Here is a 25683-nt window from a genome sequence, read left to right on the forward strand (position 1 = left end):
CCGTTAGCGCGCTGTCAATTCCAATTCAAAGATCACTTCGAAATCATTCTTTATGGCATTCGACCCCAAGTTCTTAAAAAAACTTGATGAATTATAGCGAATGCCGAAACCCGTACGGTCGACCAGTACCTTGCCCTTCAGTAGTAGCGTTTCACCAGCACCCACCAAAGTATATGGAACCTCGATGTTCTTGGTAATACCCCGCATCGTCAATCGCCCGATCAGGTTTTGGGAATTTACGGAATCTATTTCGAAACGGGCCGTTGGGTATTGTTTGACCGCAAAAAAATCATCGCTCTTCAAGTGTTTGACCAAGGTCTTATTGTCATGGGAAATGGTTTTCATATCGAAAACCACCGAACCTTGTTTCAACACACCAGCTTCTGAAGTTTCAAAAGCACCACTTTTTATCATGAGATCCCCTGAGAGGCTGTAGTTGCCAATTGCTCCATAACCGGTCCATTGTATCGTACTGTTTTTGGCCACTACTTCGAATTGTGCTTTTGAAACCAAGGTCAGCATCAAACAAAGTGCCGTTATCCAATAGCGCTTCTTCATGGTTCGTCTATTTTCAATGTGGCTTCCGTTTCAATAATACCCACGCCTTTATAGCGTTGTCCTTCTTGGTCTTCGGCCAGCACATACCACAGGGCATCACCGGCGAACAATTCGTTGCCCAGTCGGGTGTTCTTCGGATAGCAATACGTTTTCCCTTTTATCAATTTAGAAGCCGTAGCCCCGAACCTTTTTTTGAATTCCCGTTTTCCTAATTCCATATTTTGGATCCAGCCGTTGGCCTTGGTCCAAATGAAACTGCCGACTTCAACGATTTGCAGATCGGAGCGTAGTGGAGTGATACAGGTTTCGTGCACCCATTCATAGGCCACGCCATCGCTGTCGGAAGGTTCCGGATGGTCTGGGTTGGGCGTGTGGTACAAGGTTAAAGCTACTGGGAGCTGTTTCAATTTATCGGGATAGATCCTGTTTCGATCGGTCCATGCTTGCTGTCCCCATCCCAGGAAACCAAACATCAATAATGACCAGCATACTTGTTTCATGATTTTTATTTTATGGGATCAAACTTCACAAAAACGGGGATGCCGGTCGACCCAAAACAGGTATTGGGTCGCTTTTTAAGCTACATCTTGGAACGTTTTGCTCCCGATGTATATTGAAAATGAAGGGATTAGGGTTTTTCTTATCGATAGCGCCAACTGGTCAAATCGGCCCCTGCCGGGGCTGATTTTGCGATTCGTTCCATGATTTTTGGGACGTACATGCTATTGTAACGCAAGCGGCTGAGATGGTTCGGAAGCTCGGGATCACCGTTCCAACAATGTTCGGCCCGATCGCCATATAAGACCTCACCTTCATAATACGGATCGGTGGTACTTTCGAGAAAGTCTTCCATAAGGTAGACCGCATTGTTGAGATAGTAATTGTCCATATCACCACAATAGATATGGATTTTTCCTTTCAATTGAGGGCCCAATGCATCCCAATCACGTTCCAAAATGTGTTTGAGATCGTAGTTTTCTTTCCAATAGGTAGCCACTTCCGGGTTGATTTCACCGCTCATCTTGTTCCAGAGTCGTTGGGGGTAGCCATCGGCACCTTGAGGCGAGTAGGTAGCTTCCCAAATATCCCATTGTTGTCCTGATCTCGATTTCGATCCCAAGACAAGTTCCAAATGGTTGTATTCTTTGATTGTTGTATGTACTTGGCCTAGGTAATCGCGATGCGCGGGCACCTCTATACGTTTGTGGGCGCTGTCGTAGTAATAGGCATTCCGGTCTTCATAGATATTGGTTAGACAATACGCCCTGAAATCAATGGGATCCGGACAAGCGGCAAAGCATCCGTTGTAGGCTTCGGGATACTTGACCTGCACGGCCAGGGCTTCCCATCCGCCGGTCGATCCACCATATAAAAAACGGGCCCATCCTTCGCCAATACCCCTGAACTCTTTTTCAATATATGGCATCAATTCATATGTAATGGCGTCCCCATATGGACCCTGGCTGGCTGAATTCACGGCATAGGAATCGTCATAGTAAGGTGTGGGGTGTTGGATTTCGATGATCAAAAAGCGTGGAAAATCCGGTTCGTTCCAGCGGCTATAAAAATCATAAGCTTCCTGTTGTTGGATGATATTATAGCCTTCTACGTTGAATCGTGCCGAATATTCCGGTTCCATATCGGCATCGGGGGGTACGGTTCGAAAACCACCGAAATCGCTGGGAAAATGGCCATGGAAAATCATCAACGGATACTGTGCTTCGGGGTGGGATTCGAAACCCTTAGGAAGCAATACATGGGCTCCTAAGTACATGTCCCTTCCATAAAATTCGGACAGGCGTTCCGACTTGATCTTGATGTGCTTGATCCAATCGGTATCCTCAGGCTCCGGAATCGGCGGAATCACTTGATCCATTACGATATGGAGGTCATGGGGGCCTTCTTCATCGATCGTCACCTTCACCGGGGTGCTATACAGATTTCCTGGAGAACGGTTCCACTGTTGTCCTTCGCCATTGTCCATTGGCAATTGAACCGTATGACCGGTAGCCAAATTAAAGGTTTCATACGTATGTAGAAGGGCTTGTACCCAATATTCCCCTGGGGGCAACCGATCTAAACCTTCATAAGGAAATCCGAAGACCGTACGATCGAATCGGACTTCTTGACCCGCCCGAAGGCCGTTGACATCCTTACCGAATATTGGCTGGGCATTCAACCCGGCATTGATCTGGAACCTGGGTTCCTTCAAGTCATTATCAGCGAACATGAGCAGTAATCGTCCATCGAGGGATTCCATATCAAGGGAATCGGCAAAAGAGATCGTAACCTGCGGATTTTTCGTTTTCGAATTGCAAGCCATGAGGCCCAAGGCCACAACGAAAAGTAAGAGTCTGTTTTTCATGATTTCGGATTGGTTCTTGAAGATACGTAAATTCGAAACGCCTTATAGGAATACCATAGGGTTAAAGCATGGCGATCAAGTCCTTATCTGGTGCACTTCGTCCAAAACCCGGCTTAAAAGGTACTATTCATACCGCATTTGACGTTAGTTGAGGTATGAACCCCAAGTTTTACCGAACAATGAAGACTATTTTACTCTTGCTTTCCTTGATATTTATGGGAATGGCCATTGGAAGTTGTACCAACGACGAGGGCGAGGACCTCGACGTGTTGACACCTTCCGATGAAGATGAGCTGCTGCTCAATGGCCAGGAGTTTGACGCGAAAAAGGACTAATATCCCAGTTCTTCGGCCATTTTTTGCATCCTATCCGAAATTTCATTGACCCGATCGTTGTAAGAGCTGTTCTGGGCGCAGGATACCGAAAGTTCGAGCCAATCCTGAGACCAAGACGACGCCTGCAACATCATTTCAGAATATTCCGGTGAAGTAACCGCCTTTATGGGGTTGTCCTTGTATTTTCCTAAAAACGCGATGTAGTCTTTCGACCAAGCCTCGTACTGCTCTAAAAACGCATCACAATCCGCTACCGACTCGGATCCAAAGGAATCGGTATCGGCATCTGTAATATCACTTTGTTCGACCTCGACTTTGGGCTCACTGGTCGATTTTTCCTTACATGCCCATGGCACCAATGCGAACAAGACGATTGCGATGACAATGGTTATGGTTTTACGATAATTCATGATTTACTATGTTTTAATGCTATAAAGATAGGGAGGGTCGCCCCTCCCAACTTCCTTTAGTAGTAAAGAAAACCATCAACGCAACACAAACTCGACCCGACGGTTCAAGGCCCATGCTTTTTCATTGTCGTTGGGGTCGATGGGTTTTTCTTCGCCATAACCCACCGTGGATAACCGCGACCTTTTGATCCCCGACCGTACCAAATAATCACGCACGGCATTGGCTCTATTCTCTGATAAAATAAGGTTGGAGGCCTCACTGCCATTCCTATCGGTATGCCCCTCAATGGTCACTTCCATTTCTTCATGCTCCTTAAGCATGGCTACAATCTTATCCAAAGCCTCATTCGACTGGGGTTTTAATACGTACTTGTCCGTATCAAAATAGATATCGCGCACGACCACCCTGCCACTCATTACGATACGATCATAAAGGGGTAAACCTCCTTTGGAAATCATGAAATGATTGACCCTTGCCTTGGTATATCCATCACCACTGGAAGAACCAGGAGAAAGGGTTCGTAGGGCCAAATGGGTTAGCTCACGGATTTTGATATCTGGATTGTTGACCAATTGCTGCCCGTTAACGATTACCTTAAGGTTACCTTGATTGAAGGAAATCTGGGAGGTATACCAACCAGGGGATTGTTTGCCGGCCATATAGACCACATTGTCTGAACCCGGAGCTACATTGGTACTCCGTAAATAGATAGAATAGGCAGGTCTTGGACTTGCCGATCCATATAATTCGATGATATAGGCTTCATTGCCTTTTTGCCAAAAGAAATGTTCCAATTCGATTTTAAACGAATCCCCTAAATAATCATCGGTATCAAAGTTCGGTTTGATGGCGCTTTTGTTCGATACCATTTGAACGACCCCTTCGTTGCTGTTGTTCACTGAAAATCCCGCACAGGCGACCGTGCCGCTGATTTGCTTCCATTTCTTGGGAAATTCACCGACCCGTTCTTTATCGAAATCATCATAAAAGATCAAATTGGACCGATCAATGAAATTGCGATCGATTTTATTCGCCTGTGCTTTACCCAAGGTCATTGTATCGCCATCGCCCTCCTTTTTTTGGTTTTCCCCTTCCTTTTTGTTGCCGTTCAATTCATTATCGACGATATCTACGGCTTTATCCTCTACCTTCTTTTTAACACGTTTGAAAACGTTTTGACCATTGACATTTGCGAATACGAACAGTATGGCCACCGCGCCCGCCGTTCGTAAGATTCTTTGTGTTCCCATCGTTTGTAAATTTTTGATTCGACCCAAATGTCTGGTTTAGAACATTTTGCGTCAATCACCCATACGTGGTATTTCTCAAGTCGGAATGAAGTTTTAAATCAACTTCTGCTTTATGGCCTTGTAAATGGCCTCTGCACGATTGTTGACATGGAGCTTGGAGTAGATGTTCTTGATATGCGTTTTAATGGTGTGGGGACTAAGAAAAATTTCTTCTGCGATCTCTTTGTAATTCATCCCCTTACTTAGCATTTTCAATATTTCGGTCTCTCGGGTTGAAAGGGGGTTTTCAATAATACGAAAGGAATTGATGATCCTTCGGGCAATTTGACCGCTCATTGGGGCACCGCCTTCATGGACTTCCCTTATATGGACCAATAGGTCGGCAGGGCTGGTATCTTTTAAAAGATACCCCGAAGCTCCGGCACAAAGCGATTCAAATATGGAATCATCATCTGATTGAACGGTCAACATAATGATATCGAGTTTCGGTTTTCTTGACTTCAAGATCCGAGTGACCTCAATACCTGATTTACCGGGTAGGTTGATGTCCATCAAAACGATATCCACATCCACCTCGCATAAGGTCGATAAGGCCGATTCACCATCAGGGAAGGATTGTTTGCAGAAAAACCCAGGCGTACCGTCGATGATCAACTGCATGGTTTGTCTGATTTCGTCGTCGTCTTCGACAATTGCAATATGTATATTGCTGGTTTGCATTGTATTACAAGGTAATCAACTCGCTACTAACCGCCATCAACCATATGGGGTATTTTGCTTAAAACGACGGTTGTACCGCCTGAATTTGAAATCATAGTGAATCCTGCCCCGATTTTCGCAGCCCGTCGTTCCATGTTATTGAGCCCCCTACCCTTATCGACGCCTTCCAATTCGAAGCCCTTGCCATTATCCTTCAATTCAAAGCGCACACTATCACCAACGACCCTTAAATCGAAGGTTACCATATCGGCCTTGGCATATTTCAAACAATTGGTCATGGCTTCCTTGAAAATCATCATCACCTGTTTCTTTGTTTTGGGGTTTAACCGAATCGATGCGAATTTTTGGTCGAACTTCGTCGTTCTGAAATCCACCGGTCCTTTTTCGAACATATCCTCACCAAAATCCTTCAACCGAAGAAACGTATCCGCCAAACTATCTTTCTGGGGGTCTATCACCCAAAGTAAATCCCTAAACCCATTGGAAAGCCCTTTGACATTGGTCCTTATTTTTTCTAAAAACGGCCTGGGGTCTTCCCGGTTTTCGAATTGTCTTTCGGCCATGGTCAAGAACATAGAGATCTTAGTGACCATCGAACCCAACTCATCATGGAAGTCAGCTGCATTTTCGCGTCGCAATAGTTCACGTTCCTCGACGATTTTTCGTTCGAGCTGCAGTTTTTGTCGCATTTCATGTTCTTTCTTTCTAACCCGCATGAGGTAGGACAAACGCAACAGCGCGGCAAACAACAAGATATAGAGTATAAACGCCCAACGACTTTTCCAAAATGGCGGCCGTATGGTCAGTTTGAGGTGGATAGGGTTCTCGGTCCACCGATCACCCGTATTGCTGGCGTCGAGCACGAATTCATAATCGCCCGGGGATAGGTTGTAATACGACAATTCGGAATTCGTCCCGGTTTCGATCCAACTTTCATTGACCGGCAGTAGTTTATGCCGGTATTTGTTGTTGTCCGGATTAGTGAAATCCAGGATTACATAATTGATTTTCAATGAATTAGAAAGGTAAGACAAGCTGATTTCATGGTTGTCGAGGCGTTCCGATATGGAAACGAAACCTTCGTTCTTATCTTGCAAGACTTGAACATCGGTCAGGGTAATCGCTACGGCATGCTCATCGGGGTTGGCCCGTTCATAGCCTGAGAACATACTGATGCCGTCCCTGCTTCCTATGAACACATTGTCACCCTTGTCAATGAACATCGCATTGCGATAAGGAATATTGTCTTTCAACCCGTCTTGAACGGTGTAGTGGTTTAACGGAATAAGTCGTTGTTCGGGAACATCGAATTTCGCCTTCAATACACCATTGGTCGTTCCGATCCAAAGCTGTTCTTTACTGTCTTCAGCTAAACCAAGTACGTATTCAGAGGGTAGTCCTTCATCGTGACCGAATTGCAGGAAATCGTCGGAATCAGGCCGATAGAGATTAAGGCCGCGTTGGGTGGCTACCCATAGGTTGCCCCGACTATCTTTCAATACTTTTTTTATCGAATTGTTACTGAGGGCCAGCGGCTCGCCAAAGCTACTGCTATAATTCGCAAAACGACCGGTACCGCTAGGATCCAGCATGCGACTCAAACCACTGAACGTTCCTACCCAAAGTGCACCTTTGGTGTCTTCTTCGATCTCCATAGCCTGGGAATTTACCAAGCCATTGGCCCTTTTTTCATCAGCGGCCAAGACTTCGAAGGAAGGCTTGTTCAGGTTTCCGGATTCGAGTGTCATTCGTATCAAACCATGATCGTTTCCGATCCAAAACGAATCTTCCGATTCTTGATGTATCTCATAGCAGTGGTTATGGGGTAAACCTTCTGCCGTAGTATATCGAATGAAGGGACCTGGGTGTTGCATGCCGTTCAATTGGGTTATGAAAAGACCACCATCAGACCCTAGCCACAATCGATTTTCGGTGTCGATGAAAAGATTTCGCACCTGCTCCATTCCGGGTACTTCTAATTTTAAATAGTCACCAGGACAATTGTTCTCTAGTAGATCTTTCTTATCAAAACGATACAAAGCTGTAGGAGTGGTCACCCAGACTTGATCATATGGATCAAGGACCATAGCATAGATCCCTTTAAAATCGACCAAGCAATCAAACGGTGGGAAATTTGAGATTTCAGTCTTGTTGACACTGAACTTATAAAGGCCATTGGTATTGGCGAACCAAATATTCCCTTGCCGGTCTTCAAAAACCGAGTGGTCGATTCCGGAAAGTTCCTGAAATCCGTTTTTGGTGATGATGTCAAGGGAGGTCAAGCGATCATCGGTCAGTTTGAACTTTTTAATCGACGCTTTCCATGTAGCCAACCAGATATCACCCTTCGCATCTTGTATGGACTTTTGTATGGAATACCCAAAGGCAGTGACCTCCCCTTCGGCATTTTTGAACTTCGATACCAAGAGTTTGCCGTCATTGATAGTACCTTTCAACAACCCATGACTGGTATCGATCATGAAAAGATCGGGCCTAATTTGCTGTATTTTGTAATAACCGATGTCGTATCCGATCAAATCGACATCCAAAATGACCTCAGCCTTCTTGAAGTCCAACTCAGCGGCCACGGTATTTTTGTATAGCCCATCGTTGGTTGCCGCCCAAAGCACCCCTTGGTCGTCTTGTGTAATCGACCAAACCGTTCCTTTGGTCACCGACTCTTTTGAATTTTCGTCTGGCAGCAATTGCAACGGTTGTTCGGAATGACCTATTTGAAAAATCCCGCCATAGGTAGAAATCCAAATTCCGCTCGACCGATCTTCAAATATATTGATGATGAACTCCTCGCTGTCATTCGCATGGGCCTTCAGGGGAATGTAATTGATGGTGCCGGAACGCATCACATGCAAACCCTTTGGAGTGCCGATATAAAGGTTACCATCCGATGTTTCCAAGAGCGTATTGATCTTATTATCCCGTAAACCGATGGTATCTTTCAAGGCCGACAGATACGGAATGAAATGTTGGCCGTCGAAGCGATACAGGCCATTGTTACCCCCGACCCAAATAAATCCTTTCGAGTCTTGGATAACATCAAGAACGATGCGGGAGGGTAGCCCGTTATCATCGGCATACCGCGTGACCTCATAACTTTGGGCCGATAACCATCCGGCCTGCAGCAGCAGGGTGAGCATGAGAAGACACCGACAATAAACCTTGCCCGGCATCCGAATTTTCAATCTTGACATCCAACAACTATAAAGGGAGACAACTCCTTCAAAGTTAAGGGTTTGGACTTAATGTGAAATCCCCCATATGCGGGATTTCGAAGAAGGATTATCGGGCATTGTGCCTACTACGGGCCAACAAGGTATTTTTCAAAAGCATGGCGATTGTCATAGGGCCGACACCACCTGGTACTGGGGTAATATGCGATGCTTTGGGTGCCACCTCATCAAAATCAACATCTCCGGTGATGTAATACCCTTTTTCCTTTGAAGCATCAGGAACCCGGGTGATCCCCACATCGATGATCACAACGCCTTCCTTTACCATATCGGCTTTAAGGAAATCAGGTGATCCCAAGGCCGAAACAATGATATCCGCCTCTTTAGTGAAGCTTTTTAGATCTTTGGTCCTACTATGTGTTAGGGTTACGGTCGCATTGGCGGCCTTGCCCTTCTGGCTCATCAATATACTGATCGGCCTACCTACGATATGGCTTCTTCCGATGACCACGGTGTGTTTTCCTTCGGTCGGCACCTCGTACCGGCGCAATAATTCCATAATACCGAAAGGGGTGGCCGGAATGAAGGTTTCCATATCGAGCGCCATCTTACCGAAATTCGTTGGGTGAAATCCATCGACATCCTTATCGGGGTGAACGCTCATCAAAACCTTTTCTTCATCGATGTGTTTTGGTAAAGGCAGTTGTACGATATACCCGTCGATCTCTGGGTCTGCGTTCAAGGCTTGCACCTGTTCCAACAAGGTTTCCTCACTGGTTTCTTCCGGTAAATGGATCAAAGTGGACTCGAAGCCAATTTTCTTACAGGAGCGTACTTTGCTGCCTACATAGGTCAAGCTGGCACCGTCATTACCGACCAAAACCGCCGCTAAATGGGGCACTTTCTCTCCCCGCTCCTTCATCTGGGCGACTTCTTGGGCGATTTCATCCTTGATTTGATTCGATACTTTCTTTCCGTCCAATACTTCCATTAGCGCATGTTTTGCATCATTTGCATCATTTGTTTGCCTCGACCCCCTTGCATCATCTTCATCATCTTGCTCATCTGGTCGAATTGCTTTAACAGCTGGTTGACATCTTGGATGCTACGACCACTGCCCATGGCAATTCGTTTTTTACGACTGGCATTGAGTTTAGAGGGGTTCGCCCTTTCATCGGGTGTCATCGAATGGATGATCGCCTCAATATGCTTGAAGGCATCGTCATCGATATCCAATCCCTTAATGGCCTTGCCCATTCCCGGGATCATTCCCATGAGGTCTTTCATATTCCCCATTTTTTTGATCTGCTGGATCTGACTGAGGAAATCGTCGAAGCCAAAGCGGTTTTTGGCGATTTTCTTTTGGATCTTTCGTGCTTGTTCTTCATCGAACTGTTCTTGCGCACGTTCGACCAAGGAAACTACGTCTCCCATACCCAAAATCCGATCGGCCATACGAGCCGGATGGAAAACGTCGATAGCCTCCATTTTCTCACCGGTACCGATGAACTTAATGGGTTTATCGACCACTGATTTGATCGAAATGGCCGCACCACCACGGGTATCACCATCCAATTTCGTCAAGATCACCCCGTCGAAGTTCAAGATATCGTTAAAAGCTTTTGCGGTATTTACCGCATCTTGTCCGGTCATCGAATCGACCACGAACAAGGTTTCTTGGGGGCTGACCGCTTTATGGATGTTTGAAATCTCATCCATCATTTCTTGATCGACAGCCAAACGACCCGCGGTATCGATAATGACGACATTACACCCTTGCTGTTTGGCGTGGGCGATACCTGCTTTTGCAATGGCAACGGGGTCATTATTATCCCGATCCGAATAGACTTCGACCCCGATTTGCTCACCCACGATGTGGAGCTGATCGATCGCAGCCGGACGATACACATCACAAGCCACCAAAAGCGGTTTCTTTGTTTTCTTCTTTTTGAGGTAATTGGCGAGTTTGCCCGAAAAGGTGGTTTTACCCGAACCTTGCAAACCAGACATCAAAACCACAGCGGGGTTGGCTGAAAGTTCAATGCCTTCGGCTTCACCTCCCATCAACGAAGTCAATTCGTCTTTGACGATCTTGACCATTAACTGGCCAGGTTGTAAGGTCGTCAATACGTTTTGACCCAAGGCCTGTTCTTTGACCTTATTGGTGAATTCCTTGGCGATCTTGAAATTGACATCGGCATCGAGCAAGGCCCGGCGAACCTCTTTGAGGGTCTCGGCGACATTGATTTCGGTAATTTGTCCACGTCCCTTTAAAACGTGTAACGCTTTATCTAACTTCTCACTTAAATTATCGAACATGCGATGTAGGATTTTGAAAGGACAAATTTAGCAAATACTGATGGATGCGCCCCTACAATCGCCCAGGAAGGAAAAAACCGAACATCCGTTCGCTTGGGAAGCACCGGAACGGGAACAAAAAAAGGGACGGTGTCTACCACAACACCGTCCCTGAACTAAAACTTGGGGCAAAAAAGCTTATCCGTTGTTTCTTTCGAAGACCAATACCTTAGAAGGGATATTCTCATCTTCGTAGACCAATTCAATGCGGTCTGCGGAAACCTCAGTGACATACCATGGTTCGGTCAAATCATCAAAGGGTGCTGAATCGTCACCGAAATTGAGGTAAAAGACCAAATGTCCGTCATGGTTGCGTATCACTCTCCACAATCCGGTAATGATCGGATTGTCATTCTCGTCAACTTGGACCTGGTGCATCATGTTGAAGTAGAAATCGTAACCAGTATACTCCATGGTACCAACGGCAGTGCTTCCATCATTGGTTACCGTTTCCAACATGGCGACATTCCATGCGCCGCCCATCATGATATTTCTAATCTCGACCACATCACCATCGTCACTATTGTCATCACAAACCCGTTGTAAGATCAATTCGTAATCGATTTCCTCGACGGCGAATTTCAAGCGATCGTCTTTCAATTCGCGCAAAGGCCAGTTGAAATTGACTGCCGGTTCATCTCCGAAAGTGATCAGCAAAGCCAATACTTGTTCTTCATTATAACCGATTTCCCAAGTTCCTTCAGAAACCACATCGCCATTACTCAAGGTGGCAACACCTTCAGGTAAGAACTTGAATTCATACCCTAGCAATCTGCGGATCGGCTCATCTTGAAGTTTCACGCGCTTGATGATCCACTCACATTCCTTTAGGATTTCCCTCAAGGTATCGGGTTCGGTTCCGCTCTCATCATCGTCACAAAGCTGACGCAAGATGATTTTGTTTCCGTCATCGGAGTACAGTTTGATCGTATGGTCGCCGATTTCGTAAACCAACCACTCCAAATTGAAATCAACCAAATCAGGGATTTCCAAGGTCATCAACGGCCCTCTATCGGTAAAGGTCACTGACCAAGTACCGCTAACGACCATATCACCCTCGATGATTACGTTCACTTCACCATTCTCGAAGAAATCAAGAACATAACCTACGTATTGCGGGGTTTGATCGATGGCATTCCTGCGGACCTCAACGATCTTCCAAGGACATTCGGTCAAACAGAAATCGAAGCGCTCTTCATCAAAATCATCATCATTGAAATCATCATCGTCGTCTTCATCACATTCGGTCTTGGCACGCTCCAAAGCAGCCGCCAATTCGGCATTACTGTTGACAACGATTTCAGTACCATCATATTTTTTCAAGGTAACCGGATAATCAAGACTAACGATTTGATCATCTTCAAGACCATTGAAAAAGTGACGCAATTCCCTATCGCTATTTACTTCTACCGTTCCGGTCTGTTGGTCGTTGATATCGAAAGTGAACAGGGTCAACGGATAAACGAAATCAATACATTCGATGTCATCATCGCCCCCACCTTCAAGACATTGTTCGGCAAGTTCACGCAGTTGTTCCTTGTTCTCAATGACGATTTCGGTAAAATCGGCCAACGTAATGGTAATCGGGAATAAGATTTCCAACTCATCAAGGTCGTCATCGAACTCATCGAAAATCTCTTCGATCAAATGCAGGTCTTCACGAGCATCAATGGTAATTTGGATCCCTCCGACATCTACGGTGTACGGAAACTGGATCGCCACACAACTGGCGCCATCGACGATATTGTCGAATGAGCCGTCATTCGATGTGGTATTGATGATCAGTTCGGCGGTATTCGAACCAGCCTCGAAATTCTCCTGCTCATCGGTTCCCCCATTGATCTCTTCAAATTCTTCTTGGCAAGAAGTAAAGGAAAGTGCCGCAACGAACAAGCCCGCTAGCACTACGTTTTTAATCAACTTTTTCATAACGATTTGGATTTTTTTGTTGTTGTACAACCCTAAAACAATCGATTTGGGAAATACCCTACTGGAAATCTTAATTTTTTTAAAATATCTTTGGTCTACCTAAGCGCATGTTCCATGGCCGATGTTTGTGAAGAAGAAGTGTACAGCACGATCTTCAAGACCAATTCAAAAACGATCTTCAATTACATATATTATAAGTTCGGTAATGAGGAAAAAGCGCAAGACGCCGTTCAAGAAGCATTTGTAAAGCTTTGGGAAAATTGTGCCAAGGTGACCCCTGAAAAAGCGAAGTCCTTTTTATATACCGTCGCCAATAACACCTATTTGAATGTAATCAAGGCCGAAAAGGTCCGACTGAAACACGCCGATAAACATGCCAGTTCCGTTTCCAACGAATCTCCCGAGTACGTGTTGGAAGAAAAGGAATTCCAAAAGAAATTGGATGACGCTTTGGATGCCCTCCCGGAAAACCAACGCACGACCTTCTTATTGAACCGCATCGATGGGAAGAAGTATGCCGAAATCGCGGAAATGGAAGGAGTAAGTGTGAAGGCCATTGAAAAGCGCATGCATTTGGCTTTGAAAACCCTTAGGGAACAAATCGATGGCATCTAATATCATGGGACATTTGAATTCCTATTAGGAAAAAAGTAGGGTTTTTTATCCGATGGTTGTTTTAAATACGTAAATGATAGGATCATGCAAGAAAATTACCTAGCAAAATGGCTCAACGGTGAACTCTCCGAAGAAGAGCTGGCAGACTTCAAGAAGTCTGATGCGTATGCTTCGTATGCGAAGATCCGCAAGGCTTCCGAAAACTTGGAGGCTCCTGATTTTGACGAAACCCAGGCATGGGAGCGATTGAAAGGACAGCGTTCGACCGACACTCCTAAAGTAGTGCCTTTACGACCTTATAGACAATTTTTACGCATCGCGGCGGTTATCGCCATTATGATGATCGGTTCTTATTTTTATATGGAATCGTTAGACGACACCTACAGGACACAGCTGGCCGAGCGCACCCAAGTGTTATTGCCGGATGCATCGGAGGTATTGTTGAATGCCGATTCGAAAGTATCGTTCAGTGCCGATAATTGGGAGAACGAACGGAGGATCACCCTTGATGGGGAAGCGTTTTTCAAAGTCGCCAAAGGAAAGAAATTCACGGTAGCGACCACCCAAGGTTCCGTAAGCGTGTTAGGGACCCAATTCAATGTCGAGAACCGCGATGGTTTCTTCGAGGTTACCTGTTATGAAGGATTGGTAAGCGTATCGTTCAACGGTACCGAGCAGCGCTTACCCGCAGGAAGTTCTTTTGTCGCCGTGGCAGGAGAGATACGACATTCAGACCAGGTCGTCGCCGTCAACCCTTCATGGATGGATGATGAGAGTTCGTTCAAAAGTATCCCGTTACACTATGTCTTTGAAGAACTCGAACGTCAATTCGATGTTAAGGTCAAGGTTGAAAACGTTGATACCGACCAGCTTTTTACCGGCACCTTCAGTAACAGTGATTTAACTTTAGCGTTAGAAAGTATAAGTACTCCTTCACAAATTCGTTATACCTTGGAGGGAGAAAACGTGCTTTTCTATGCCGAGAACCGACCATAGCCTTTTAATTTTTCTTTTTTCCTGTCTTACCCTCTTGCCAAGTCTGGGTGTTTTCAGTCAGGAAGTCGGCAAGGCCGTACCCCTTTCGGTAGTTTTGTCTGAATTGGAACGTCGTTTCGACGTCAAGTTCTCTTATGTCGATGCTGACATTGAAGGCCTTGAGGTGGAGGTCGGTGATTTTGATGGATTGGCCCGATTCATCCAAGCCATAGAAGGTCAGACCCAAATCAAGATCAACAAACTGAACGAGCGCTACTATGCCCTCGTACAACGCACATTGATCGATATTTGCGGGCGGGTCCTCGACAACTTCGCCGAAAACAACATCCCTGCGGCCACTGTAGAGGTTTTAGGGAGTGACATTGCCATCGTCACTGATATGGACGGTTCCTTTAGGCTATCCCAAATCCCTCGAAAAGCAGCACTTCGGGTACGCTATTTGGGGTACGCTACTAAAATCATCGAAGCCGAACGTCTGCTCTCCCAAAACGGATGTCCGAACGTGCTTTTAGCCCAGAATGTCGAAAAACTCGAAGAGGTCATCGTCTACGAATTCTTGACTTCGGGCATTGTTAAGCAGGAAGATGGAAGCATCAGTTTGAACACTGGGGAATTGGGTACCCTACCCGGACTCATAGAACCCGATGTGTTGCAGACCGTTCAGGCCTTGCCAGGGATCAAGAGTATCGACGAAACCGTATCCGACATCAACATCAGGGGCGGCACCAATGATCAAAACCTCATTTTATGGAACGGAATCAAAATGTACCAATCCGGGCATTTTTTCGGTTTGATTTCGGCCTTCAATCCGTATCTGACCGATAAGGTTACCGTATACAAAAACGGCACCCCACCCAAGTTCGGTGACGGGGTCAGCGGTGTGATCAGTATGGAGACCAAAAACACGATTGATGGCGATTTTCATGGAGGTGCAGGCATCAACTTCATCAGCGGCGATGTTTTTGGCCAGATACCGATTCGCGAAGATTTGGCTTTTCAGTTCTCGGCAAGGCGCTCGACCACCGACTTTTTGAACACTCCGACTTATGAGAATTTTACGCGAAGGGTTTTTCAAGATTCCCAAATCAGCAACCAACAGAACCAATTGGTCGATCGTGCCATTGAGAATGAGGTGAACTTCTTCTTTTATGATTTTACCGGAAAGGTACTGTACAACATCAATGACGACCACAAATTGCGTTTCAGTTTTATAGGGATGGACAACGATCTCGACTTCCGGGAAACCCAAATCGATATCGATGAGACCACCAGGAGTGAACTCAACCAGACCAATCTTTCGGCCGGACTTCAATTGCAAAGTCAATGGACCCCTGATTTCGCGTCAAACCTGAACGTTTACGTCACTCGATATGATCTGGAAGCCTTGGGTATTTCAGCCAATCCGGCCCAAGAACTGACACAGAACAACCGGGTATTGGAAAGTGCCTTGAAATTGGATACCCGCTACACCGTTTCCGATCGGTTGTATTGGAGCAATGGGTACCAATTCATCGAGACCGGCATACAAAACCTCACCCTGGTCACCCAACCTGATTTTCAAAGTGAGGTCAAAGGGGTTTTGCGCATCCATGCCCCATATTCCGAAGTGGGCTATCAATCCTACGATAAAGGTTTTATAGCAAAGGCCGGACTACGAGCGAACCTGATCCAAAACATCGGCACCTTTACAAAATTTTTGTTGGAACCCAGATTGAGTTTGAATTTTAGGTTGGCCAAACACCTCAGGGGTAATATTTTAGGTGAATTCAAAAGCCAATCGACCAATCAGGTCATTGACTTGGAACAGAATTTCTTGGGCATTGAAAAGCGACGGTGGACGATTTCCGATGAAGACCAGTTACCGATTACCAAAAGTAAGCAGGGCTCCTTTGGGCTGAACTATGAAAAGAATGCTTTATATCTAGGGCTAGAGGCCTTTTACAAGCAAGTCGATGGGGTCAGTACCCGGACCCAGGGATTTCAAAGTGAAAATCAATTCAACGGTGAACTTGGGAGCTATGAAGTCAAAGGGGTTGAATTCTTGATCAACCAAAAGGGAAAGAACTACAGCACATGGTTGAGTTATACCTATAATAAAAACGACTACACCTATGATAGTATCGTGCCCAGCACCTTTCCCAACAATCTTGATATACGCCATACCGTAACCGTGGCTACGACTTATGATATCGGCAAGCTCAAAATCGGACTCGGGTTGAATTATAGAACCGGCAAACCATTCACTGAACCCCTGGCCGGTGATGCTGCGCTGAACCGTACCATTTTTCCGGCACGGATCAATTATGAGGCACCGAATAGCAGCAGGTTACCTGAGTACTTGCGCGTGGATGCCTCGGCAACCTACGGATTCGATTTGGGAAACAATGGCAAGGCTACCTTAGGTATCTCGGTATTGAACGTCACCGATCGCAGGAACATCCTCAACCGATATTACCAAATCAATGAAATGGACGAGCTTGAACTGATCGAGAATTTTTCGCTGGGATTGACCCCGAACATCAGTTTTAGGGTGCGCTTTTAGAAGTTTCCAATTTACGCATGACCAAAACATGCGGAAAAGTTATCGCAGCCAACAAATACAGGATAAGGGAGATAAAACTATCCAAATCGTCCTTCAAAAAAACATACAACAGTCCCATGCTCACCAAGGAAAGCGACCAATAGAGTATCGACGAGCGCAGATAGGTACGAAAACTCCGCCAAGAAATTTCACCATATAAATACCCAAGCTGATCGATTAGCGAAGGCAAACTGTGCCAGAATATGAAATAAATGCAGAACGCCCATGCCAAAGACGCATGGTAAAACACCACGGCCAAAACAAGTAACATAAATACCTCTTTGACCAAGTTGACTTCCAACACGCCCTTTTTATATAGGAGACCCAGACTTAGCATATAACATCCAATCGAAACAAAAAGCCCGGTTACCAACTCCTGACTTTGGATGGCAAATCCACTTACCTCGTTGATTATAGATATAACTTTGTTTATCTGCAATACAAATATCATAAACAATACCACTAATCCGTAACTGACGTACAGTATGGGATTCCAATTGGATGAAACCTTAAAACCGTGCCCATAATGCTGCTCACCGAAATGATAAGCACTACATCCTACAAAAAGCAGCAATGCCATAGGTTTCGATACGAGAAATACCACCGTTACCAGGGCAATCACCAATAGGTATCGCATCAACTTCTTTCTATATCCTTGTTTTTCAGCGCTTAATTTTCCAATTATGGCCAGGTCATTGGCCCCATGAAGCACCCCAAAGGTCAGGATCAAGCCGTAGGCAAGATAGTCTTGAATGCGCACATCGAACTGGGTACTAAGCCACAAGCTAAAGAAAGTCGCTACAATAATCCAATTTTTCATATTCGCAAAAAAACTTATTCTGTTTAAAGATATGATAAAATAAATAAACAAATATTATGATATTCTGTTTAACTTATCTATATTTACATTGAACAAAATTAATTAACTCTATTTATATGAAATCTTTAATCTTAGGTTTGCCTTTATTGGCGGATGTTTCGAAGATTGCCACGGATGATTACGTGGGCTTCACTTTTTTTGTGGGTTGTATGGCCATGATGGCCGCTTCAGCCTTTTTCTTCCTATCGATGAACAATTTCGACAGGAAATGGAAAACTTCCATCCTTGTATCGGGTTTGATTACCTTCATCGCTGCAGTACACTACTGGTACATGCGCGATTACTGGGCAGGTGTTGGAGAGTCACCGACCTTCTTTAGGTATGTTGATTGGATCTTGACCGTACCGCTGATGTGCGTTGAGTTCTACCTGATCTTGAAAGTGGCCGGAGCCAAAAAATCGTTGATGTGGCGCTTGATCGTCCTTTCCGTGATCATGTTGGTCACAGGATACCTTGGTGAAGCGGTGTATCGCGACCAAGCCCAAATTTGGGGTCTGATTTCAGGGGTCGCTTATTTCGCCATCGTCTATGAAATCTGGCTGGGTGGTGCCAAGAAATTGGCGCAAGAAGCAGGGGGTTCCATTTTGAAGGCGCATAAGACCCTTTGCTGGTTCGTTTTGGTCGGTTGGGCAATCTATCCTATCGGATACATGGCCGGAACACCAGGATGGTACGAAGGCATGTTTGGTGGTCTCGCTATGGACGTTATCTACAACATCGGTGATGCCATTAACAAAATAGGATTTGGTTTGGTCGTTTATGCGGCCGCAGTTGCATCTCAAGGCAACGACTAAGTCTTAGGTTTATTTTTAGTTGGTTACGTAAAGCCCCGCAATTCGCGGGGCTTTACATTTAGGCACCTTCAAACCCAAGCATTTTACGAAGTACGCTATATAAGGTCGGTGCCTTCGTTTGCATCGCTGAAGGATTCTCGAAATAATGCTCGGCCAAAACCGCGAACAGTTCAAAAACGTTCGTCTTCGCATACTCCCGCAAATGGTCCAATTCAGCCAAGGGGAGTTCCCGTCCTGAATGAAAGCGTTCCAGTTTCCTAAATCCCCATTGAAACCTCTTAGCCTCCCAGTTCCGTCTTCCTTTGGTTTCGAAATACAACGCATGGGCGAATTCGTGAATGGCTAAGTTGATATTATCCGAACCGTCTTCGAATCCCGCCAGTAAGCGATCCGCAGAAAATACTATGGCCCGTAACCGTGGATTGTATTCCCCCACATGACGCCTTCTATTCAAAACAGAGATATATGCGGTCGGATAGATGATCACGCGGCGGATGGAGCGAATGTACTTAAACCGTCGCATACCCATGCTCAGGAAAATCGCGGCAGCTCCGAGAAGCAACTTCAAGGTTCTTTTGTTGGCCACTTGACCTTTGTATGCAACCGGCTTTTTAAACACGAACCAAGTGAGTCTGGCCAAGAACTTCTCGGAAGCTTCCGGACCAAGTTCATTAAAACCGGGCACGTGGGTCTTTACATACGCTATATCGGAAGGTGTCAACCGCATCTTTTTTTTGAGCGGATTGAAATCGTAAAGCCCTATGGCATAGTAAACGATGTAGAGCAAATACGCCGCGATGCAAAATAGACAGGTGAACGCAAAAATGTCGGTGGGCGTGAGACCGGCCATTACATACGTTCAGGAACATGGATACCCAACACCAAAAACGCCGAGCGGATGACCTCACCCACCTTTTGGGCCAATAGTATCCTGAACATGCGTTTCGTACCGTCTTCTTCACCTAAAATAGAAACTTGTTGGTAGAAAGAATTGAACTCTTTGACCAAATCATAGGTGTAGTTGGCGATCAATGCCGGACTGTGACTGTCAGCGGCTTCAAGGATTTTTTCTGGAAATTGCTGAATCTGTTTCAACAATTCCTTTTCCTTAACATGCAAGTCCAAGCTTAGGTCGACATCTTCCGAAGCCAACGCCCCGGCCTTGCGCAATATACTTTGGATCCGGGCAAAGGTATATTGGATAAAGGGACCCGTATTTCCTTGAAAATCCACCGACTCCTCCGGATTGAACAAAATCCGTTTTTTAGGATCGACTTTAAGGATATAATATTTCAAGGCACCCAGACCGATCGTGCGATAAAGTTGATGCTTTTCGTTCTCCGTATATCCTTCGAGTTTTCCCAGTTCTTGTGATATCGTCTCAGCGGTTTGCTCCATATTAACGATCAAATCGTCAGCATCGACCACGGTTCCTTCACGACTCTTCATCTTTCCCGAAGGTAGATCGACCATACCGTAGCTCAAATGGTATAGCTTTTCGGCCCATGCATACCCTAGCTTTTTCAAAATCAGGAAAAGGACCTTAAAATGATAGTCTTGCTCATTTCCTACTGTGTAGACCATGCCGTTGATGTCACTGAAATCGGTGACCCGTTGAATGGCCGTACCGATATCTTGTGTCATGTAAACGGCGGTACCATCCGAACGCAATACGATTTTCTCATCAAGGCCGTCATCAGTGAGGTCGATCCATACACTGCCATCCGCTTTCTTAAAAAACACGCCTTTGTCCAGACCGTTTTTAACCACATCACGGCCTAAGAGATAGGTGTCGCTCTCGTAGTAGAGCGTATCGAAATCGACCCCAAGGTTCTTATAGGTCGTGGCAAAGCCGTCATAGACCCATCCGTTCATCTGTTTCCATAGCGAAACGGTATCCGGGTCGCCGCTTTCCCATTTTCGAAGCATTTCTTGGGCTTCCAATAGGATCGGCGCTTTTTTCCCGGCTTCTTTCGGGTCGATGCCTTTTGCGGTCATAGCCTCGATTTCCGCCTTGTATTTTTGGTCGAAGACCACATAATACTTTCCGACCAGATGGTCGCCCTTCATACCGGTAGACGAAGGGGTCTCACCGTCTCCGAAACGTTGCCAAGCCAACATGCTTTTACAGATATGGATCCCGCGATCATTGATGATCTGCGTCTTATAGACCTTATGCCCCGCAGCTTTCAAAATCTCAGCCACGGAGTAGCCCAACAAGTTGTTTCGAATATGACCGAGATGCAAAGGCTTGTTCGTATTCGGCGATGAATACTCGACCATGATGGCCGGTTTTGATCCCGGGGTCTGATAACCGTATTCCGAATCTTCCCTGATTCCATTGAAGAATTCGATATAGTAGGAATCGGAAACAACGAGGTTCAAAAACCCTTTCACTACGTTAAAGGCCACAATCGCATCCAATTCGGCGACCAGGGCTTCCCCGAATCGGGTTCCTATTGCCACCGGATTTCCTTTGATGTGGCGTAACATCGGAAAAACCACTACCGTAATGTCCCCCTCGAAATCCTTCCGCGTAGGCTGGAACTCCACATGGGGCAGTGCGACTTCGAACAATTCTTGGGCGATGCCCTTGATCTTAGCTTCCAATACGGGTTTTAACTCCATTTCAAAGTGGTTTTCAAGCTGCAAAACTACGGTATTTTTAGTCTTTTAGCGTAGATTTAAGAATGTAGCCGTGGCATTTCATTAATTTTAAACATGCTACTGAACGTTTCCTATACCGACAAGGCGATTACCCAAAAAATCGATGCCGAAGTCGGCAGGCCTTTTACCCTCAAAGAGCGGTGGAAGATGGGCGGTGTGGGGTCTCCTAAACTTGAAATCACCGAGGCAAGTGTCGAAATCAGGAACCTGCTAATTCTCGATAACAACGCGGATTGTTGCAATATCGAACTTCGACCGAACGGCATCATACTGGGGTTCCGCTCCTTGCTGGAGTCGTATGCACTGGTCATCCCCTATTACAAGCTCACGATATACAAAGGGGATTTGGCCGTTTACTCGGTTTATCGAGACCACTATTTCGTGAAAGTGCGTTCCGACACCAAAGCCATCCAAAAGTTTTTCAAGAAGTTGCTGGATCTCAAAGCCGACAACACACCGACCGCTATCGAAGATTTATGACCCATGTTCAAAAACCAACCGAAAATAGAAATCAAACCGACGGCCACCGATCGTAAACTACGTTTTTTTGGTTGGGTATTGGTTGCCGCCAATTTCGTTATTGTGATGGCGGCCTACGTTCGATTACCCGATACCGTGCCCATCCATTTCAATATCAATGGAGAAGCAGACGGGTTTGGGAGTCGTTCCACTCTTTTGTTTTTGCCGATGATCAACTTGCTCACCTATGCCATTTTGGTATTGGTCGCCACAAAGGTACCTCCATGGAACTACAACTATCCGACCAAGGTCACCGAACAAAATGCCCCGGTATTATATGCCATGTCGTTTCGGATGATGGCATGGCTGAACATCGGGGTCGCCCTATTGTTCACGGTAATATCCATTCAAGTCATCATTAAGGCAATGGACTATGACGGTTGGGGAATTGGATGGCTTTTCATACCCTTGGTCGTCTTGATCATTACCATTCCACTATGGTATACTTATAAAATGCACCAACTCAGCAAAGCATGAAAATCGCACTGACAGGGGCCAACGGGTATATCGGGATGCGTTTGCTGCCCAAACTTTTAGATCAAGGTCACGAAGTGGTGTGTGTGGTACGTGATGAAAAACGACTGTCCATTGACCCGGAAACGAAGAAAAAGGTCAGCATCATAGAAATCGACTTTTTGGAGCCCCCAAAACCGGATAGCCTGCCAAAGGATATCGAAGTCGCCTTTTTCTTAATCCATTTGATGACCGTCTCAACCCAGGATTTCGATGCGCTGGAAGCCCAAGCTGCCCAAAACTTCATCACCCATTTGAATGGGACCCAAATCAAGCAAGTAGTTTATTTGGGAGGCATCGTTAACGATAAGAATCTTTCAAAACACCTCTGGTCGCGCAAAAACGTCGAGCAAATCCTTTCAAAGGGCGATTTTGCCTTGACTAGCCTTCGAGCGGGGATCATTGTCGGATCCGGGAGTTCGTCTTTCGAAATCATCAGGGATCTCTGTGAAAAACTTCCGGTCATGGTCACCCCAAAGTGGGTATTGACCCGATCCCAACCCATTGCTATCCGCGATGTCATTAACTATCTGTTGGGCGTCATCGGCAATAAAGCCACTTTTGACGAAACCTACGATATCGCAGGCACGGATGTCTTGACCTATAAACAAATGTTACAACAATATGCCGAAGTAAGGGGTTTCAAGAACTGGATTTTCACGGTTCCGGTGATGACACCCAAACTATCTTCCTACTGGCTCTACTTCGTAACGTCCACTTCATACAAACTGGCCTTGAATTTGGTCGACAGCATGAAGATAGAAGTCGTAGCCGAAGACGACCGCCTGCAGCGATTGCTCGATTTACAACCCCACTCTTACCGTGAAGCTATTCAAATGGCCTTCAAGAAAATCGCACAGAATTCGGTAATCAGTAGTTGGAAAGATAGCATGGTCAGCGGACATTTCAACAACAACCTCGAGCGCTACATCCAAGTACCGCGATATGGGGTATTGAAAGACAAACAAAGAATCCGCTTGACCGATGAACAACGCGCACTGGACAACATTTGGAAAATCGGAGGTGAAACCGGATGGTATTACGGTAGTTTCCTTTGGAAAATAAGAGGGGTACTCGACAAATTGAACGGAGGTCCGGGCCTTCGTCGGGGGCGTACCCACCCAGATAAGATTTTTGCAGGGGATTCCTTAGATTTTTGGCGGGTACTACTGGCCGATAAAAAAGCCAAACGACTCCTTCTCTTCGCAGAAATGCGGTTGCCAGGTGAAGCCTGGCTAGAGTTCAGGATCGACAGACAAGGTGTTTTACACCAAACCGCTACTTTTCGCCCAAGGGGACTTAAAGGAAGACTTTATTGGTATAGTGTGCTCCCCTTTCATTATTTCATTTTCGGAGGAATGATCAAAAACATCGCCGAAACCTAGATCATGGCATGACTGTTGAAACAAAACCGTCAATAATTCGTCTTATCGAGCAACCATTCACCAAAAAAAAACGTCACTAATACAAATAAGTAAATCAGAATACATGCAAAACATTTACCGTCACCTATGCACCTTATGTTTGGGTCTTTTCCCATTTTTCTTGGCAGCACAAGAATTCAGCAGTCAATTGCTTGATGCCAAAACGAAAAAGGGGATACCGTATGCGACCATTCAATATGGTGAAAACAAAGGGGTGATTACCAATGAGGAAGGACGGTTCAGCTTCTCACTTGACGCAAGTCCGACGGCGCTTGATTCGGTTTACATTTCCAGTATGGGTTATGCCAAGCAAGGGTTTACACTTGAACAATTGCAAGATAGTATCGTTTTATTACGTCCGAGGGCCATTGAATTGAGCGGGGTCTACCTTTTCGACAAAGAACTTTCAGTCGACGATATCGTCACCAAAATGAAGGAGCGACTTCCTGGCAACATTAATAATGAGCCGATAAAACAACGGTATTTTCTAAGGCAATCGGTTTTCGGGAACATTCAAAAGGTCGATTTCGGTTTCGAGAAATCGACTATTGAGGAAATAGACAAAGCCTTGATCGACAGTATTGCCGGTGCCATCCCAAAAAACTCGCACCACTATACCGAAACCTTTGGGGATTTCTACCAAAACGACAACGAGTATAAAGTAAACGTGCTTAGGGCAGCCGAACTTTATGACAAAAAAGACATTGGCTCTTTCGAAGAACTCGGTGAACGCATGGAGACCGTTTTCAAAAAGAACATCAAGCCCGATTCTTATTTGAAGATCAAATCGGGAATCTTCAGTCAAAAAGTCCAGGTCGATGAGATTTTGGAAGACATGGAAACCGATGAAGCGACCCAAGAACAGGCAGAGATCGTTGAAAAGGAGATACAACGGGACACCACCTCTGGATTAGCAGACTCCCAAAAATGGATCTTCAAGGAATTATTGGGCGAGGTGTTTTATGAAGAGGACACCAAAATGGATGTGGTCGATAAATCCCGTAAATACCGATTCGAACTGAAAGGTTATGCCGAAATCGATGATTCAGGGGTTTATGTGGTGGATTTCGAACCAAAGGGAGGGGCCGATTTCAAAGGAAGGTTGTTTATCAACATCGAAGATTTTGCGGTTATGCGAATTGATTTCGAAAACTTGAAAAACCTCCGCAATTTTCGATTGTTGGGGATCTTCTATCGCGAAACCTTGTACAAGGGCAGCATGCAGTTCGCCAAGCTCGGAAATGGACGCTATGCCATCAAATTCGCCGACTTCAATTTTGGTCGCTGGTTCCGTCTCGATCGGCCCTTGAAAGTCATCGAGAAAAACAAAAACGTCAAAGGACGCCGCAAACAGAACGAACTTTCATTGAATATCGATTTTCGCATGGCCAATACGAACAAATGGGAATTGGTGGTATACGAAAATACCTTGATCGATGCCGAACAGTATAAAGCGGCTAAAATCGACAAGTCGATCGAGGCTACGTACATGCCCAGTTATGACCCGGAATTTTGGAAGGGTTATACCATTATGGAGCCCAATCAGACCATTCGGGAGTTTACGGTCGCTGAGGAATAGG

The 25683-nt window shown here is 45.6% G+C and carries 22 protein-coding genes; 9 read left to right on the plus strand and 13 right to left on the minus strand.

Annotation, left to right across the window (positions count from 1 at the left end):
• Positions 1 to 3: 3 nt before the first annotated feature.
• From ABV409_RS12955 to ABV409_RS12965, 3 genes are all read right to left on the minus strand, one after another.
• A complete protein-coding gene (locus ABV409_RS12955; RefSeq protein WP_353878014.1) occupies positions 4 to 558 on the minus strand; it encodes a YceI family protein in 555 nt (184 codons plus the stop codon).
• Positions 555 to 1058 carry a hypothetical protein gene (locus ABV409_RS12960; RefSeq protein WP_353878015.1) on the minus strand — a complete coding sequence of 168 codons (504 nt, stop codon included), beginning with the start codon at positions 1056 to 1058 and terminating at the stop codon, positions 555 to 557. Before ABV409_RS12960 ends, ABV409_RS12955 begins: the two co-directional genes overlap by 4 nt.
• 140 nt (positions 1059 to 1198) lie before the next feature.
• Entirely contained in the window at positions 1199 to 2923 is a 1725-nt protein-coding gene (locus ABV409_RS12965) for an alpha/beta hydrolase-fold protein (protein WP_353878016.1), read from the minus strand.
• Between the two features lie 179 nt (positions 2924 to 3102).
• Here ABV409_RS12965 and ABV409_RS12970 point away from each other — a divergent pair, with 179 nt between their 5' ends.
• Complete coding sequence (locus tag ABV409_RS12970) at positions 3103 to 3258, plus strand: hypothetical protein (RefSeq protein ID WP_353878017.1); 156 nt, start codon at positions 3103 to 3105, stop codon at positions 3256 to 3258.
• Here the strand turns inward: ABV409_RS12970 and ABV409_RS12975 are convergent.
• The 7 genes from ABV409_RS12975 to ABV409_RS13005 all read right to left on the minus strand — a co-directional run bounded on the left by ABV409_RS12975 (position 3255) and on the right by ABV409_RS13005 (position 13114).
• A complete protein-coding gene (locus ABV409_RS12975) occupies positions 3255 to 3668 on the minus strand; it encodes a hypothetical protein (protein WP_353878018.1) in 414 nt (137 codons plus the stop codon). The genes ABV409_RS12970 and ABV409_RS12975 overlap by 4 nt on opposite strands.
• Positions 3669 to 3743: 75 nt before the next feature.
• Entirely contained in the window at positions 3744 to 4919 is a 1176-nt protein-coding gene (locus tag ABV409_RS12980) for an OmpA family protein (RefSeq protein WP_353878019.1), read from the minus strand.
• Positions 4920 to 5012: 93 nt separating this feature from the next.
• Positions 5013 to 5639, minus strand: coding sequence for a response regulator (locus tag ABV409_RS12985; RefSeq protein ID WP_353878020.1), 627 nt, complete (start codon positions 5637 to 5639; stop codon positions 5013 to 5015).
• A 26-nt stretch (positions 5640 to 5665) separates the two neighbouring features.
• Positions 5666 to 8794, minus strand: coding sequence for a ligand-binding sensor domain-containing protein (locus ABV409_RS12990; RefSeq protein ID WP_353878021.1), 3129 nt, complete (start codon positions 8792 to 8794; stop codon positions 5666 to 5668).
• A 142-nt stretch (positions 8795 to 8936) separates the two neighbouring features.
• Positions 8937 to 9818 (minus strand): bifunctional methylenetetrahydrofolate dehydrogenase/methenyltetrahydrofolate cyclohydrolase FolD, encoded by an 882-nt coding sequence (gene folD, locus ABV409_RS12995; protein WP_353878022.1) that lies wholly within the window; start codon positions 9816 to 9818, stop codon positions 8937 to 8939.
• Positions 9818 to 11146 (minus strand): signal recognition particle protein, encoded by a 1329-nt coding sequence (gene ffh, locus ABV409_RS13000; RefSeq protein ID WP_353878023.1) that lies wholly within the window; start codon positions 11144 to 11146, stop codon positions 9818 to 9820. The genes folD and ffh overlap by 1 nt, the downstream gene beginning before the upstream one ends.
• Before the next feature lie 177 nt (positions 11147 to 11323).
• Positions 11324 to 13114, minus strand: coding sequence for a hypothetical protein (locus ABV409_RS13005; protein WP_353878024.1), 1791 nt, complete (start codon positions 13112 to 13114; stop codon positions 11324 to 11326).
• 114 nt (positions 13115 to 13228) lie between these two features.
• Here ABV409_RS13005 and ABV409_RS13010 point away from each other — a divergent pair, with 114 nt between their 5' ends.
• The 3 genes from ABV409_RS13010 to ABV409_RS13020 all read left to right on the plus strand — a co-directional run bounded on the left by ABV409_RS13010 (position 13229) and on the right by ABV409_RS13020 (position 17267).
• Complete coding sequence (locus ABV409_RS13010) at positions 13229 to 13729, plus strand: RNA polymerase sigma factor (protein ID WP_353878025.1); 501 nt, start codon at positions 13229 to 13231, stop codon at positions 13727 to 13729.
• Positions 13730 to 13813: 84 nt separating this feature from the next.
• Positions 13814 to 14725 carry a FecR family protein gene (locus ABV409_RS13015; protein WP_353878026.1) on the plus strand — a complete coding sequence of 304 codons (912 nt, stop codon included), beginning with the start codon at positions 13814 to 13816 and terminating at the stop codon, positions 14723 to 14725.
• Positions 14706 to 17267: a TonB-dependent receptor gene (locus tag ABV409_RS13020; protein ID WP_353878027.1), complete on the plus strand. Its 2562-nt coding sequence runs from the start codon at positions 14706 to 14708 to the stop codon at positions 17265 to 17267. Before ABV409_RS13015 ends, ABV409_RS13020 begins: the two co-directional genes overlap by 20 nt.
• On the opposite strand, the gene ABV409_RS13025 is transcribed toward ABV409_RS13020, so the two are convergent.
• Positions 17251 to 18126, minus strand: coding sequence for a Brp/Blh family beta-carotene 15,15'-dioxygenase (locus ABV409_RS13025; protein WP_353878028.1), 876 nt, complete (start codon positions 18124 to 18126; stop codon positions 17251 to 17253). The two genes, ABV409_RS13020 and ABV409_RS13025, sit on opposite strands and share 17 nt — an antisense overlap.
• Before the next feature lie 116 nt (positions 18127 to 18242).
• On the opposite strand from ABV409_RS13025, the gene ABV409_RS13030 reads away from it, so the two are divergent.
• Positions 18243 to 18980, plus strand: coding sequence for a bacteriorhodopsin-like (locus ABV409_RS13030; protein WP_353878029.1), 738 nt, complete (start codon positions 18243 to 18245; stop codon positions 18978 to 18980).
• A gap of 58 nt (positions 18981 to 19038) precedes the next feature.
• Here the strand turns inward: ABV409_RS13030 and ABV409_RS13035 are convergent, their stop codons facing one another.
• Positions 19039 to 19830, minus strand: a complete 792-nt coding sequence (locus ABV409_RS13035) for a zinc-dependent peptidase (protein WP_353878030.1) — start codon at positions 19828 to 19830, stop codon at positions 19039 to 19041.
• Positions 19830 to 21608: an arginine--tRNA ligase gene (gene argS / locus ABV409_RS13040; protein ID WP_353878031.1), complete on the minus strand. Its 1779-nt coding sequence runs from the start codon at positions 21606 to 21608 to the stop codon at positions 19830 to 19832. Before argS ends, ABV409_RS13035 begins: the two co-directional genes overlap by 1 nt.
• 93 nt (positions 21609 to 21701) lie before the next feature.
• Here argS and ABV409_RS13045 point away from each other — a divergent pair, with 93 nt between their 5' ends.
• The 4 genes from ABV409_RS13045 (at position 21702) to ABV409_RS13060 (ending at position 25682) form a co-directional block, all read left to right on the plus strand.
• Positions 21702 to 22127: a hypothetical protein gene (locus ABV409_RS13045; RefSeq protein WP_353878032.1), complete on the plus strand. Its 426-nt coding sequence runs from the start codon at positions 21702 to 21704 to the stop codon at positions 22125 to 22127.
• A gap of 3 nt (positions 22128 to 22130) precedes the next feature.
• Positions 22131 to 22643 carry a DUF1648 domain-containing protein gene (locus ABV409_RS13050; RefSeq protein WP_353878033.1) on the plus strand — a complete coding sequence of 171 codons (513 nt, stop codon included), beginning with the start codon at positions 22131 to 22133 and terminating at the stop codon, positions 22641 to 22643.
• Positions 22640 to 24064: an SDR family oxidoreductase gene (locus ABV409_RS13055; RefSeq protein ID WP_353878034.1), complete on the plus strand. Its 1425-nt coding sequence runs from the start codon at positions 22640 to 22642 to the stop codon at positions 24062 to 24064. The genes ABV409_RS13050 and ABV409_RS13055 overlap by 4 nt, the downstream gene beginning before the upstream one ends.
• A gap of 103 nt (positions 24065 to 24167) precedes the next feature.
• On the plus strand, positions 24168 to 25682 hold the full coding sequence (locus ABV409_RS13060; protein ID WP_353878035.1) for a peptidase associated/transthyretin-like domain-containing protein: 1515 nt from the start codon (positions 24168 to 24170) through the stop codon (positions 25680 to 25682).
• Position 25683 lies beyond the last annotated feature (1 nt).

The sequence above is a fragment of the Flagellimonas algarum genome (assembly GCF_040513375.1).
In the GTDB taxonomy this organism is placed as follows: Bacteria; Bacteroidota; Bacteroidia; order Flavobacteriales; family Flavobacteriaceae; genus Flagellimonas_B; species Flagellimonas_B algarum.